General features: G+C 69.6%; 9 protein-coding genes. 2 read left to right on the top strand and 7 right to left on the bottom strand.

Annotation, left to right across the window (positions count from 1 at the left end; translation table 11 throughout):
* Positions 1-25: 25 nt before the first annotated feature.
* The gene (locus tag ACZ5IK_RS37125; RefSeq protein WP_101608693.1) at positions 26-205 is read right to left on the bottom strand and encodes a hypothetical protein; all 180 of its coding nucleotides are present in this window, start codon (positions 203-205) and stop codon (positions 26-28) included.
* A gap of 3 nt (positions 206-208) precedes the next feature.
* Positions 209-1,900 (bottom strand): MmpA family trehalose lipid delivery protein, encoded by a 1,692-nt coding sequence (locus ACZ5IK_RS37120; protein WP_465491939.1) that lies wholly within the window; start codon positions 1,898-1,900, stop codon positions 209-211.
* A gap of 69 nt (positions 1,901-1,969) precedes the next feature.
* Between ACZ5IK_RS37120 and ACZ5IK_RS37115 the strand changes: the two genes are divergently transcribed.
* A complete protein-coding gene (locus ACZ5IK_RS37115) occupies positions 1,970-3,166 on the top strand; it encodes a lipopolysaccharide biosynthesis protein (protein ID WP_465491938.1) in 1,197 nt (398 codons plus the stop codon).
* A 1-nt stretch (position 3,167) separates the two neighbouring features.
* On the opposite strand, the gene ACZ5IK_RS37110 is transcribed toward ACZ5IK_RS37115, so the two are convergent.
* Entirely contained in the window at positions 3,168-4,022 is an 855-nt protein-coding gene (locus ACZ5IK_RS37110; protein WP_465491937.1) for a hypothetical protein, read from the bottom strand.
* 201 nt (positions 4,023-4,223) lie between these two features.
* Complete coding sequence (locus ACZ5IK_RS37105; protein ID WP_465491936.1) at positions 4,224-8,156, bottom strand: alpha-(1->3)-arabinofuranosyltransferase; 3,933 nt, start codon at positions 8,154-8,156, stop codon at positions 4,224-4,226.
* 39 nt (positions 8,157-8,195) lie between these two features.
* Between ACZ5IK_RS37105 and ACZ5IK_RS37100 the strand changes: the two genes are divergently transcribed.
* Entirely contained in the window at positions 8,196-8,900 is a 705-nt protein-coding gene (locus tag ACZ5IK_RS37100) for a class I SAM-dependent methyltransferase (protein ID WP_465491935.1), read from the top strand.
* Here the strand turns inward: ACZ5IK_RS37100 and ACZ5IK_RS37095 are convergent.
* From ACZ5IK_RS37095 to ACZ5IK_RS37085, 3 genes are all read right to left on the bottom strand, one after another.
* On the bottom strand, positions 8,894-10,639 hold the full coding sequence (locus tag ACZ5IK_RS37095) for a hypothetical protein (protein ID WP_465491934.1): 1,746 nt from the start codon (positions 10,637-10,639) through the stop codon (positions 8,894-8,896). The two genes, ACZ5IK_RS37100 and ACZ5IK_RS37095, sit on opposite strands and share 7 nt — an antisense overlap.
* A gap of 8 nt (positions 10,640-10,647) precedes the next feature.
* Positions 10,648-12,237, bottom strand: coding sequence for a substrate-binding and VWA domain-containing protein (locus ACZ5IK_RS37090; RefSeq protein WP_465491933.1), 1,590 nt, complete (start codon positions 12,235-12,237; stop codon positions 10,648-10,650).
* Positions 12,238-12,512: 275 nt separating this feature from the next.
* A complete protein-coding gene (locus ACZ5IK_RS37085; RefSeq protein WP_465491932.1) occupies positions 12,513-14,627 on the bottom strand; it encodes an EAL domain-containing protein in 2,115 nt (704 codons plus the stop codon).
* Between the last annotated feature and the right edge of the window lie 16 nt (positions 14,628-14,643).

Here is a 14,643-nt window from a genome sequence, read left to right as displayed (position 1 = left end):
GTCGGAGGCGAACTGGGACACCGGCTCAGCGGTTGCCGTAAATGACGTTCTCAGGGCCCGTGTTCGGGTTGAACTGCTCCTTGATCTTCGCCTGCACCTGGGGTGCGGCGTCCGGATCGGCGGAGTTCGTCAGCGCGTAACTCCCGCCCGCGGCCGTTGCGAGCCCGATGATGACGGCGGCGGCCGCGCCGATGAGGGTGCCCAAGACCTACTCCTTCCGCAGCAGGGAATTCCTGCGTCGGCTCAATGTACGCACCGGTAACTTAAGGCACAACAGTGCGGCGCCGATCGAAAGCAGCGCTACTCCGTTTGCCAGCACCACGGGGATCGGTGATCCCGTCTCGGTCACGACGGGCACACCGGGAGTGCGGTAGAGCGTGAGCCAGTCACCGGACCACACCGGTTCCGCGCCGGTCAGCAACCGCGGGTCGACCCGTCCCGGCGTCCCGTGTTCGACCAAAATCCAGCCGATTCCCGCCGCCGCCAGGTCCTCGGGCGACTTCGCGGCGCGGACACGGTCCATTCTGGAATCCTCGCCGGAGATCTCCTCGTCGCCGACCCGCAACGTGTCGTCCGCGAGGACGGTTTCGGGCAAGGCCCTCGGCGCGGGGTCCAGCTGTGTCCGGTGGTCGTTCCAGGCGAACCTGCGGAACGTGGACAGCGGCAGCGCGACGACGTCGCCGGGCCTGTCGTCTTCCGCGAGCACCCGGTGGACCGCGTTCCAGTCCTCCGGGTACCGCACCGCTTCGAGCTTCCCCCAGCCGCCCCAGGCGAGATCGGGCATGGTGAGCAAGGGGAAGAGCGCGGCGGCCACGACGAGCGCCACACGCGCCGCGCCGGTCCGCAGCCGGGAAGCGGCAGCTTCCACCGCGAGCGCGAATCCGAGCGCGACGGGAAGTGCCCACCACGCCACCCATTTCTGCGCGTCCCGCAGCAGTCCCGCGCCGGGAACGTGTCCCATCGCCCAGGACAGCACGGGTTCGCCGAACGGCAGTGTCGCCAGCGCGGCGAGCACGACACCGAGAACTCCCAGCACCAGCAACGCTCTCGCCGGCGGTGTCCCCCACCTTCGCGCCAGAGGACGCAGTCCCGCCAGTGCCACGGCGACCGTGACGAGGATCAACACCGGGGCCATCGGCGCGCCCCGGCTCCCGGGGACGACGTCGCCGTTCCAGATACCGCCGAGCCCGAGCACGCTCAGGATCGCCGGGCCCCAGCTTTCCGCGCGGGCGCTGAACGCGGCCACCCCGGCGGGATCGGACAGCGAGCCGCCTTCATGCAGGAGCGTGGGCACGAGCCACGGCAGAGTGAGCACCACGGCGAGACCGATGGTGTGGCCGAGTTTTCGAGGTCCGGCCACGACGATCGCGGTGAGCGCGGCCAAGATCCCACCCGGCGGGGTGAGCACCGCGGGGGCGCAAGCCAGCACCAGCCGCGCGAGTGCCCTCGGCTCGCTGTCGCGCAGGGAAAGCGCGGCGCGCACGATCCACGGGAGGCAGGCGTAGGTGAGCAGGAGCGGCCAATGCCCGATGAACAACCGCTCCGCGAAATAGGCCGTCCACGCGTAGCCGGTGGCGGCGACGATCCGCGTACCGAGTTGCTCCGCCGGCACCAGCCTCGCTGCGCCGTATGCCGCTCCGAAAAGTGCGAGGAACAGAACTACTTTCTGGACGACGTCACCGGGAACCACCGCGGTCGCGAGCGCTATCACGGCGTCGGCGGGAACCGAACGCGGCAGCGCGGAACCGAGCCCGAGCGCGTCCGGGACGAGCGACTGACGCTGGGCGAACACCATGTCGTAGCTCAGGACGAAGCCGCGCCCGAGCACCGGCAGGAACACCAGCAACGCCAGCCCCGCCGACACCGCGGCCAGGACCGAACGCTCGCCACGTGCGCCCAACGGCCTTTCCTTTCCGCCTCGATCGCGGTTATGGTCCCTTGATTACTCGCCGGTAATAGGAGACCGCCTTTGAGCGTAGACGTCGAGGTCGATCAGGCCAGGACCGACAAGCGTGTCGCGGCGATCCTCGTCTCCCTCGCGCTGGCGGCCAACAACGCCGGCGCCTACGCGCTGAGCATCGTCGCCGCCCGGTTGCTCGCTCCGAGCGCTTTCGGTGAGCTGAGCTCGCTGCTGGCGGTGCTCGTGATCGGCGTCGTCCCCGCCATGGGCCTGCAGACCGTCGTCGCGCTCCGCGTCGCGCGCAAGCCTCAGGACACGGGAACACTCCTGGCACTCGGCCTCACGACGAGCGCGATCGTCGCGACGATCGGCCTGATCCTGGCGCCGGTACTGGTCTTCGTACTGCACCTGGATTCCGTGGTGCCCGCGCTGCTGCTCGCCGTCACCCTCGGCCCGCTGACCCTGCTCGGCCTCTTCCACGGGCTGCTGCAGGGCAGCGGCCGGTTCGCGCGGCTGGCCGGGCTCATGGCGCTCGAAGGCGCGGGCAAGGTCGGCGGATCGCTGATCGGCCTCGTGATCGGCGGCAACGCCACCGGCGCGCTGGCCGGGACCGCGATCGGCTCGTACCTGGTGATCTTCTGCGGCTGGCTCCTCTGTGGACGGCAGCGGCCGCGGAAAGCGGGCTGGCACGCGGGCGACGTCCTGCACGCGGCACAGGCGATGCTGGCGCTGGTCCTGCTGGTGAACCTCGACCTGGTCCTGGCACGCCACACCCTCCCCGCGAGCGAGGCGGGCGAATACGCGCTCGGCGCCATCGTCACGAAAATCGCCTACTGGCTCCCCCAAGCCGTCGGCGTCCTCGTGCTCCCCCGGTTCGCGAACGGCGACGACCGGCGCCGCATCCTGCCCGCCGCCCTGGCCGTCTGCGCCGCCCTCGACGCCCTCGTCCTCCTTGTCTCCCTCGTCGCCGGCCCGCGCCTGCTCTCCTTCATCGGCGGCCCCGGCTACGCCGCCAGCACCATGCCGGTCTGGCCGTTCGCCCTCGCCGGCTCGATGCTCGCGCTGGTGCAGATCCTCCTGTTCTCCCGCCTCGCCGCGGGCGACCGCCGGGTGACCGTGCTGATGTGGGCGACCGTGCTGGTGGAGACGGTGCTGGTGACGACCTGGCTGCACTCCTCGGCCACTCAGGTGGTGACCGTCGCTGCTTGCTGTGCAGGGGCTTTGGCGCTTTCCGGTGCGGTGCTGGAGTGGCGGTCGCGCCGCTGACTCACCGGACGCGCACATCGGGACGTGGACGTCTTTGGGCACTCCTGAACGCCGCGTGGAGCTCGGCCAAGACCGCGTCCGGTTCGGACCGGAGCCGGGACGGCAACGTCTGCAGGACGACGATCCCGGCAGCGGCATAGCGAGCGTTTCGCGCGAGAGTGGCACGGAAGTGGTCACCCTCGGCGTGATAGCCGCGGGAATCGACCTCCCAGGCGAACCCGACCCTGTCACACCAGCCGTCCGGTTTCGCCACGAACCGGCCCGCCGCGTCGAAGATCTTCACATTCCACTGGAACTCGGGCAGTCCTGAACGCGTCCACAGGCTCCACGCGTCGGCCTCGGCGACCGAATGCGCGCCGCGCAGAATCGGCGTCAGCGCTCGCTGCAGTCTGCCGTCGGCTCGAGACCGCCCGTCGATTTCGGCGGCGAGCGCCCACGGCAGGCAATGACGCTCTTGCACCGCTTCGGCCATCATCGCCACGATCGCGTCCGGATCGGGCGTCCGGCGTGCCGCGTCGATCACCGCTCGCGGCACGGGAGCGGTGGGAACACCCGACCTGATCCGTGGCGCGGGCAAGCGTCGCGTCCGTTCGATGTGGACGAACCCGGTACTGGCGATCGTCCGTTCGGCGGCCACGAGTACATGCACGTCCTCGGCGGCCGGGAGGTTACGCAGGCCGTATCGCCTGAGCGCGGGCACACCGGTGAGCACCGAACCTTCACGAGCGTGGAGCAGGCTCGCCTCGATCCGGTGCTCTTCGGTCGGCTCACCGTTTCCGAGCAGTACGACTCCAGGCAGCAGCATCCGCCAGACACCGCCGGGCTCACACCGGCGCCAGATCGTTCTTCGGGGCATTCCCAGCTCTTCGAGCCGCTTCACACCGACAACGGCCGGGCCACTCGTCAACAGTGGGTGCTGCGCCCATTCCCCTCTTCGCACCCGTCCAGCTTGAGCCGGGACACCGACAAGAACCGGGGGTTATGAGTCGTGACAGGTCCGCTGAAGCCCGGCTGTGTGGAAATAGGGACATCCAACGTCCCTATTTCCACACACCCGTCACAGCCTGTCACCCTCGCGCCCCGCGAACCAAGGCAAACACATCGCCACCATCGCCGCCGCGGCCAGCAGCAGCGAAGCCTGCGTCACCGGACCGTAGGCCCACTCCTGACCGTGCCCCAGCAGCCGCCCCACCACCGCGACGAGCGTCCCCACGGCCATCCCGCCGAAAGCGAGATAGCGCGGCGCGCGGTCGGTGAACTGGCGTGCCAGCAGGACGGCGATCAGCAGGACGATCGGCAGCATCCCGCCGAGCACGGCCAGCAGGCCGATGAGCACCACCGGGACCACCCGCCCGGATCCGGCCACTGTGGACACGGGGCGCCGCCGGACCGGCCACAGGACGCCGATCAGCACCGCCAGGATCGCGACGGCGCCGATCAGCAGACCGGAGCGGTACTTCCAGTCGGGGGTGAACTCGAGCTGGACGACACCGCCGGCTCCGGCGGGCAGGATCCACGCCTGTTGCCAGCCGTCGACGCGCGTCTTCACCAGTGGAGTCCCGTTCAGAGAAGCGGTCCAGCCCGCGTTGGCGTTCTCGGGAACGGCCAAAAGGGACTCGTCGCCGCCCGCGACGGTCACCGTCCTGGACGTCGCGTCCCAGGAGTCCACGGACACGGCCCGATGCGTGGCAGGCGCGACAACCTGCCCGGCGGGTTTGAGCCACAGGTCCTGGACCACGAAGGACTCGGACCGGTCGGTCCGGAGTTCGTGTCCGCCCGCCGCCAGGTCGACGCCGCCCTGGGAGTCGGGGCAGGCGGAAAGCGTCAGCGGCCGGTGCGCGGCGAAATCGGCGAGCGTGCCGCGCACGGACGTGTCGTAGTCGAAGCCGTTCAGGTGGACGTTCGGGCCCGATCCGCACGGCACGGTGAAGTCCGCGGCCGGAGCGGGAAGTTCGGCGCCGGTCAGCGACAGGCTCCCGATTCCCAGCGAGTTCCGGGTCCGCTGGTCGTCGTCGAGACCGGCGAAGGCGATCTTCAGCTGCCCAGTCTCCATGGGCGGGAACGTCGCCGTGCCGGAAGCGTCGAGTTCGACGGAGCGGCTCGACGTCGGCGTCGTCAGCTCCAGTCGCGCGGGCGCTCTCGCGGTCCCGCCCGGGTCGACGGCGACGCGGATTCCGGAGATCGTCTGTGCCTTGGCCCAATCCAGGGTCAACGTCGGCCGCAGGTCGGTGACGTCGGGCAGCCACGCGGTCGCGGGATTCCCGTCCGCGGCGGCGAAAGCGCCCGCCGACGGATCCCCGCCCAGCTGCGAGGTCGCCGACACCCGCACGCCCGGCAGGTCGACCGGGAACCGGCCGCCACCGGCGGGCAGCACGGTGCCGCCGAACTCGTACGCGCTCTGAGACGTCGTCGAGAACAGCCGCCGGATGCCGTCCGGTTCTTCACCGTCGCGGCCAGCGTTGGCATCACAGCGGACGTGCCCGCCGTCGGGCACACACGCGTACCTCGGCTGCTGGCCCCGGGTGAAAGCGAAGCCCGGCGGCGTTCCCTCGGGAAGGTCGGCGGGGACCTCGAGCGCGCGTTGCGGTTCCGCGCCGGGGATCTTCAGCTCCGAGATGCCGACGTTGCCGTCCTGCCTGCCGACCACGAGCGACAGCAACGTGATCCGCACCTTGCGCGTCACGCCCGCCGGCGCCGCGTAGGTGTGCGCCCCCTCGCCCCGGATGACCTGGTGATCGACGGAACCGTTGTCCGTGGTGATCCGGATCCTGGTCGGCGGCCAGCCGACGCGGATGTCGTCGACCATCGCGAGATCGACCGTGTTCACCAGCCTCGGCGTGTCCAGTTCGACTTCGAGCCACTGCCCGATCGGACCGGTGAAGGTCGAGGAATGCCAAGCGGTCCGCGGATCCCCGTCCAACGCGGCGAACGGCTGGTGACTCGGATCCGAACCGCCGAAAGCGTCCGCGAACGACGCCGCTGTCGACGCGCTGACCGAGCGGATCCCCCGGTAGGCGGCCACGGTCTGATGCTGCTCCCCCGGGAACGGCAGGACGTCCAGCGCGGCCCGTTGCTGTCTCGGCGATTCCCCCGCGGTCAGCGTCTGGCTCAGGTTGTCCCGCACCCCGCCGACGTTGCGTTCGGCGCGGCGCAGCCCGTCGGTGACCAGCCGCCGCCCGGACGGCGAACCGCCGTCCCCGGTCAGCACCGTCGGCGTGCCGGGATCGAGCTGCCCGGAGTTCATCAGCGGCAGCAGGTTCTCCGGGCCGCCGCTCACCGTCGGCACGTCCTTCACGGACGTCGCGGTGACGAGCGGCACCGGCCGTTTCACCTCGTAGATCTCCAGCGGCCCGAACTCGGCCGCTTTCCCGATCCCCGGAGATCCCGCCAGTCCGGAGCGCAGCGTCGCGAAGTCGGGGGCGCCGACCTTGGCGCGGTCGATGTCCCCTCGCAGCAGCAAGAACCGGTAGCCCGACCGCGCGAGCAGGGCGGCGAGCCCGGGATCCCCTCTGCCGTCGGCCAACGCCGCGTCGACCGAGTCCATCAGACGCGTGTTGCCCTCCGAGCCCAGCGGGACCTGGTTGCGCACGGCCCACGGGCTGTCCGCGATGGCCTGTGCCGGTTCGTCCACGGTGCGGCCCCAGTCGTACTCGCCGAATCCGGTCGCGGGCAGCAGCAGCGTCCGCGCGTTCGGGTCGGTCTTGGCGACGTAGCCCATCGCGTCGTACCAGTGGCCCGGAACCTCGTCCCAGCCCGGCCCAGGCCGCAGCGTCAGCAGCCACACCGGCGCGGCCATCACCACGACCAGCAGAGCGCCCAGCGCGGGCCGCAGCTGCCGCCGCACGGCGGGCACGGCAGTGGTGATGCCGTATACGAACGCCAGCATCAGCGGCAACCGCAGCACCGGTTCGAACTTGTGCACGTTGCGCAGCGGTGCGAGTGGGCCGTCGAGCAGATGCCGCACGGGTTCGGCCAGCGGGCTGTCGAGCGTCCCGACATAGCCGACGGTCAGCAGCGTCAGCCCGGTCAGGACGCCGAGTACCAGGAACCGCCGTTCGGGCAGGCCACGCCGAGCGAGCCCGAACAGGCCGACCGCCGCCACCAGCCCGGTGGCCGCCATCAGGACGGGATTGTCGATCAGTGCCCAGCCCGACGGCCACCACGGCGTGCCCTGCACGACGTAGGCGACCCATTGGTTCGTCCCGCGCAGCACCTCGTACAGCGACATCGGCGCCGTCGTGTTCGTCGCGGATTCGATGTAGTCCAGGAACGGCAGGCTGTACTGGCCGAGCAGCACGAGCGGCAGGATCCACCACAGCACCACGCCCGCGACGAAGACGAACCACCAGATGACGAGTTCGACGTGCGTGCTCCGCCATTTCCGGGTCAGCAGCCAGAGTCCCGGCAGCACGAGCGCCATCACGACCATCGCGCCGTTGATCCCGCCCATGCACAGCACGGCGAGCGCGGACAGCCCGGCGGCACGGCGTGGCGAGCCGATGCGATCGGCGAGGATCAGTGGCAGCAGCACCCACGGCAGCAGGACGGCGGGCAGCATTTCCGACGACAGCGAGCCGATTTCGGTGACCATCCTCGGCGCGAGGGCGTACCCGACTGCTCCGATCAGCCGAGTCCGTTCGTTCCCGATCTTGAGCGCGCGGGCCACCAGGAGGGCGCCCCCGAACGCGACCGAGAGCAGGAGCGCGCACCACAACCGCTGCGCGATCCACACCGGCATCCCGACGGCTTGGCACACCGCGAAGAAGGGCCCCATGGGGAACAGGTAGCCGTACGCCTGGTTCTGCAGTTCCCCCGCCGTCGCCTGGGGATTCCACAGGTGCAGCGCCCGGCCGAGGAAGGCCAGCGGATCCACGGCGAGGTCGAGTTTGGTGTCGAACGTCGTCCTGCCCGGACGCTGCAAAAAGGACAGCACGGTCAGCGCCAGCACGATCCACGTGCTCGGCTTCTTCACGATCGCGCCGGTTACCATCCGGTAGATACTAGGCGGAAACGTGGCTACTATGCGCCCATGACAGACGGTTTCGAAGAAGCGTGGTCGCTCGCCGAACCCGTCAAGGGCTGGATGACGCGGGACCAGGGCCTTGCCTTGTGGAACGCGGCACGCCGCCTGGACAAGGGCGACCTCATCGTCGAAATCGGCAGCCACCAAGGCCGTTCGACGATCGTCCTCGCCATGGCGGCGCGGACGGCCGGTGCCCGCGTGGTCGCGGTCGACCCGTTCGTCGACGGACGGCTCTTCGGTGGATCGCCGACACGCCAACGATTCGAGGCGAACCTGAGGACGGCGGACGTCGAGGACGTCGTGGAACTCGTGGCCGAGTACAGCACGAAACTGCGTCCGCGCTGGGACCGCCCGATCCAGCTGCTCTACATCGACGGCAAACACGACTACTGGACCTACACCGACGATCTGCGCTGGTCGACGAACTTGATCGACGGTGGGGAAATCCTGGTCCACGACTGCTTTTCCTCGATCGGCGTCACCCTGGGCACGATCGCGAAAGTCCTCTTCGGACGGCGGTACACCTACCTCGACCGCGCGACGTCGATGGCCCGGTTCCGGCTCACCCCGCCGTCGGCCAAGGACAGGCTGCGCGTACTGGCCCAGTTGCCGTGGTTCGCGCGCAACGTCGGGATCAAGATCCTGCTGCGGCTGCGGTTGGCACCCGTGGCGAGGATCTTCGGCCACGACAGTCCGTACGACCCCTACTGAGTGAGCGGCCTGCCGACGTCGACCTTCGCGAGGCAGACGGGTGCGCCCTTGGCCGACAACTGGAAACCGACCTTGTCGAACAGGCCTTCGATCGGCAGGTACATCGTGTGCAGGCCGGGCTGGAACCACACCGGCACGCGCGCCCCGTCGCGATCGACGACACCTTCACCGCCGTCCGAGGTGAAGTAGTCGATCCGCAGCAGATGGCGGCCGAGAACGGGCGTGTCCAGCGGAACCCGGACCAGGCTTTCGCCGACGGTGTACCCGCAGCCCGCCACCGGGCCGGGAAGGCCGCGGGAAATCGATTCCACGCCGGTGATCGCCCGCGCGACACCCCCGCCGTCCAAAAGGGACATGCGGCTCGTCGGCTGATCGAACCGGACGCCCGGGATCAGGCCCACCACCCGGGAAGTGCGGGCGTTCTCACCGAACCAGCCGTGCAGGACGTCGTTCGGCACCGTCGTGTCGTACAGAACGAGATCGGGGTTCCGTTCGATCGAAGCCCGCGCGTTGGCGAGGAAGTCCCGGGAGTGCTCGAACCGCAATCCCGGTGCCAGCCGGGAGAAACCCACGGCCGAACTCGCGATCAAGGCGAGACTCAACACCAGCGCGAGCGGGCGTTTCGCCCGCGATGGCACCGGATCGGAAAGCCGGTCGAACGGTTTCGGTTCCAGGAAGGCGAAAGCGAGACACAGCACGGCCACGAGCGCGAGGTCGGCGACATAGCGGGGGTCACTGCCCAGTTCGGGGCCGACCTCGGTGAGCCGGGTGGCCGCCGAAAGCCCGATGTCCGCCACGAAAACCAGGCCCAGCAGCAGCCACGCCTTCCGCGCCCGGAGCCCACCCGTGCGGATTCCCGCGACCAGTACGGCGACGGCGACGAGCAGCAGCAGAATCCGCACCACGACAGGGGAAGCGGCGAACGTCGCACCGGGACCCGGCCCTGACCACGGCCCGCCCGCCAGCCCCGGAACCAGGGTGTCGCCGAGCATCCTCCCCGTCATGTCCGCGACCGTGCCGACGGTGACCGGACCGCCGCCTTGCCCGACCTGGCTCGTGGTCAGGGTCAAGAAAACGGCCGCGTAGCCGGCGAGCAGGGCGGCGAGAACGCCCCAGAGCACGACGTGACGGCGCAGGGAAACCCCGAGCAGTACGGTGATCCCGGCGACCAGCAGCGGGATGAACACCGCCTTTTCGTAGAAGGCGAGCCCGAAGACCGTCCAGGCCACGGTGGCGATCGCCCAGCGTCCGCCGTCGGCGAGATACCGCACGTGCGCGTGCAAGGCGGCCGTGGTGGCCAGCAACACGGGCGCGATCTGGATGGCGTACGCCCACCACAACGTCGGGACGAGCAGCAGGGTCGACGTCGTGAACATCGTGAACGGGACGAGAATCCCCCACCGGCGCCCGAAACAGCGCACGAGCACTGTCCACAACAGCACCGAGGCCGCCGCCTGCATCGCCAGGACCGGCGCCATGAGCACGGCGAAGTTCAGCGGTGCCCCAGCGGTCAGCAGATCGGCGAGCAGGAAGCCGCCCGGCGCGAGATGGCCGTGGTAGTCCTGGAAGAAGTAGCCGAAGTCGAAGGGGCCTGCCTGCGCGGCGTGGTAGGTGATGACGAAGTCGTCTTGCGCGAGGCTGCCGCGCAGCGCGGCCCACGCGTGCAGCACGAACGGCACGACACCGGCGACGAACGCCGCGAGCGTGACCAGCGAAGGTCTTACCCCCCGGACAACCACGTCTTGCCTCAATTCTTGCAGGTCGGCGGCTGGCACATGATCTTGCTCAGCGCCTGGTAGAAGACGTCCGAGATCTTCCGGGGATCGGGGGTGGTGAACGAATCTCCGCCGGTGGCGGTGGACACCTGCCGCAGTTCGGACGCGTCGATGTCCGGACCGATGCCGATCCCGATGACGGGCAACGGTTTCCGCGGGTCCTGGAGCTTCCCCAGCTCTTCCAGCAACCGCGGCAGCCCGATCGTCTCGCTGTCTTCGTTACGCCCGTCGGTGAGGACGACGACCAGGTTGATCCGGCCGGGTTTCCAGTTCTGCCTGGCGTTCTGGTACGCGGCCAGGATCGAATCGTAGAGGCCGGTCGCCCCACCGGATTTCGGCCGCACCGCCTGCAGCTGCCCGACACCGCCCGAAGTCGTCTGTTCCGCGATCGTCCTCATCGGCAACAGGACGCGGTAGTCCTTGTCACCGTCCAATTTGGTCGAGAACAGCCACAACCCCAGTTCCGTGGTGGGTTTGAACAGCCCGAGTCCCTGCGTCGCGGCTTGCAGGGTGAGTTCCATCCTGCTCTTCCCCGCGCCCGGCACGGCGGCGGCCATCGAACCGGAGACGTCGAGCAGCACCTGGACCCGGGCGCTCAGGTTCGTCCCCGCCCAGGCCTGCAGCGCGGCGTACATTTCCGTTACGGGCGGCGCACCGGGCGGCTGAGACGCCGGATCGGTCCGGCTGTCCTGCGCCCGGGGGACGGCGAACTGGCCGCCGGGCGCGCGGAATCCCTCGTTGGCGAAGGTCGCGCCCGCCATCGGATCGAGCAGCAGCCGCAGAAAGCGTTCCGCCGCCCCTCTCGACGCCTCCGACGCCTTGGGCAGGACGACGTACGGATAATCGAACCCCTGCACCGGGACACCGGGGTACGCCGCCACCAGATTCCGGGCGAGGACGGCCTGTTCGGTCACCGGGAAGGCGGCCGGGAACTGGCCGGGAGCCGGATTCAGCTTCCGCATGACGGCGGTGAAGGCCGCGGCGGGATCGGGCGCCTGCTCGGTCAGCTTCCGCAGGCCGAGCAGGGTGGCGATGCCCAGCGGATCGCGGGCCGGGTCCGGCATCCCGACCGGGGAACCGTCGAGGATCTCTTGCCAGGCAGGGGTTCTCCCCGGCCAGCCGAACCGCCGCGCGGTCTCGTCGGGAAGTCCCAGCACCACCGGGGAATTCGCCACCGACTGACCGGATTCCGGCAGGTTCCACGCGCCGGCGTCCCTGGCCTGCGACAACATCGTGCTCGACTCGGGGATCCAGACGTCGGGGCCGCCGGAGGTGGTGGTCCCGAGCAGGTCGGCCGTCGTGGCCGACTCGCTCGCGGTCACGGTGACACTGAAGCATTCTTCCTGCGGCACGGTCGCCGCGAGCCGCGTGAGCACCGGTGCGACGTCGGGCGCGGCGGTGATCGCGACCGGCGTCAGCGCGTCACAACCGTTGCCCGCCAACCGGGCCCGCAGATAGTCCACTCCCCACCAGGCACCGAGCGCGATCACCAGCAACAGGCTCAAGACGACGACGGGCGCGTTGAAACGCCGCCCACGCCTCGGGCCTACCTGCATGCGCATGCCTCCGAGGTGCGGGGTGAGGACCTGGGATGTTGCCCAATCCGCCCGCGTACGTCAACTCTCGGGTAACTTAGCGCCGCGCCACTGCGACAGATGGCCTAACGCGTGTCTCCCAAACTGAAGTCGGCAGGGTGGGCAAGGGTACGCGCGCGCGTTTCCTTTCGGCCGGAGGCCTCGGATTTGCGGAGGCGGGCCGCTGCTACGGCCGAGTGAGTGACCAGCTGACGCCGCGGCCCGGCTGCGGAAATCCGAAAGCGCGCTTTGAGAGACATGGCCTAACCGAAGTATCGGCCCGCCCCGATGTGGGCACCGGCGGACTGCCACCAGCCCGCGTCGCCGGTCGAGTCGATCCCGTCCGCGATCACCGTCGCGCCCGCCATGTTCGCGGTCTCGATGAGGTTCCGCAGCGAACGTCCGGCCAGCGGTTCCGTCCGCCGCTCCGCCAGCCGGGGAGCGATCCTGACCGTCCGCACGGGAACGTCCACGAGGCAGACGACGTCACCGGCCGCGCCGAAGTCCTGCAGTTCGGGGTCCACTCCGATCTCGGCGAGCAGGTGCAGGTTGTCGACGGTCTCCCCGAGTTCGGCGAGCACGGCACCGGCGGGGAAGCCCAGCCGCAGCCGTGACGGCCCGAGCCCGGTCGCGGCGAGCACGCTCCGCACCGATCCGACGAGATCCGGATCCGCGGCCTGGTGCGGGGTCAGTCCCACGACCATCGGGAGCCTGTCGTCCGACTCCTCGCACGCGGTGCGGATGAGCCATTCGCCGAGCGGCACGATGAGACCGGTCTCGTCGGCGAAGCGGACGCACGTGTCGTGGCCGATCCGGCCGTGGCGAGGATGGTTCCAAGCGAGTCTCGCCTCGATACCCGCGGGCCGGTTGTCCGCCAGCCAGGTCAACGGCCGGAAACCGACCTCGAGCTCGCCGGTCTCCCAGGCACCCGCCATGGAGACGGCCAGGCTGAACTCGTGCCGCTCCCTGGTGTCGAGGGCGGAGTCGGACAGCGCCCACTGCCGATAGCCGTTGGACTGCGCCCGGCGCAGCGTCATGTCGGAGACGCGCAGCAGTTCGGTCGGCGCGATGTCCCTCGGCGGCCGGTGCACGACCCCGACGCACGCCGAGACCGCGACCCCGCTCCCGCCTTCGAGGTAGACCGGTTCGGAGAGTTCCTGGTTGATCATGCCGATGACGGTGGCGACGTCCGGGCTGGCGGCGGTGTTCTGGATGAGGATGCCGAACTCGTCTCCGCCGAGCCTGGCGACGAGCGCGTTCTCGCCGCCCACGACGGTCCGCAGCTTCGCGGCGACGTTCTTCAGCAGGTCGTCGCTCTGTTTCTGGCCCAGCCCGCCCGCGATCAGGGAGAATCCGTCGAGGTCGAGGTGGTAGACCGTGACGCCGAAGGCCGGATCGGCGTGCCGCAGCGCCTTCTCCAGCCGGGTGCCGAAGAACTGCCGGTTCGGCAGGCCGGTCAGCGGATCGTGCAGGGCCTGGCGGCTCAGCTGCCGCTGGAGCAGGGAGACGTCGGTGTCACCGTCGACCAGCGTGATCAACTGCTGGACCTCGCCGGCCGGGTCGCGGATGACCGCGCCGGTGAAGCCCGCCCAGGTCGGATCTTCGTCGTCGGTCAGGAGCCTTCGTGACAGTTCGAGCCGCTGGCTCTCGCCTTCGAGCAGCTTCCGGTAACCCTCGCGCAGGCCACCGGCGTCATCCGGATGGACCAGGTCGTAGAGGTTGAGCCCGATCAGATCGGCGACGGGCCGGTTCAGCATCTCGGCGAACTTCGGGTTCACCCGCTGGACGCGGCCGTCCACCCTGGTGACGGCCACACCGGTCGCCGAACCGGTGAACAACTGCTCGAAACGCGCCTGTGCGAGCACCAGTTCACGCCGGGTCTCGCGTTCGAGCGTGACCAGCGTGCGACTCAGATCCTCTTGCTGCGTCTGGATGCTCTCGCGCAAGGCCTCGCCGTAGCCGGACGCGAGAGCGCCGAGCACCTGCAACACCCGTTCGGGGAGCGACTTCACGCTCCGCAACTCCGGTTCGTGCAAGAGCCCCTTGCCGAGTACGTCCATCGTGCGACGCAGGCTGTCCGGCCCGACGCATCTGAGCGCGACGAGCCGCGCGCCGGCTTCGGTGGCCTGCACGGGCTCGGCGTCGTCACTGAGCACCGCCGCGTACACCTCGTCCAGCAGAGCGGTGAAATGCTCTTCGATCTGGGCGTGGGTATACGGAAGGTACGCCGTACTCGTGACCAGGTACGCCCACTTGCGAACAAGGGTCGCCCGGGTCGGCGCGGCATTCTTCCGCTTCGGCGAAGCGGAAGACGAGGTTCTTTTCGAGGCGTCCGGCGATACGGGGAACTCATCGCCGTCCGGAAGTGGGGCAGTCACGTCCGCCGGTCCTGGG

The organism is Amycolatopsis sp. NPDC031561 (genome assembly GCF_055580625.1).
Note: the sequence above shows the minus strand (reverse complement) of the source record. Positions and strands in the feature narration are given on the sequence as shown.

What these genes read in the sequence shown, in the direction of transcription:
- ACZ5IK_RS37105 (WP_465491936.1), bottom strand. Translation starts at nt 8,156, where the DNA reads ATGGTAACCGGCGCGATCGTGAAGAAGCCGAGCACGTGGATCGTGCTG.
- ACZ5IK_RS37100 (WP_465491935.1), top strand. Translation starts at nt 8,196, where the DNA reads ATGACAGACGGTTTCGAAGAAGCGTGGTCGCTCGCCGAACCCGTCAAG.
- ACZ5IK_RS37090 (WP_465491933.1), bottom strand. Translation starts at nt 12,237, where the DNA reads ATGCGCATGCAGGTAGGCCCGAGGCGTGGGCGGCGTTTCAACGCGCCC.
- ACZ5IK_RS37110 (WP_465491937.1), bottom strand. Translation starts at nt 4,022, where the DNA reads ATGCCCCGAAGAACGATCTGGCGCCGGTGTGAGCCCGGCGGTGTCTGG.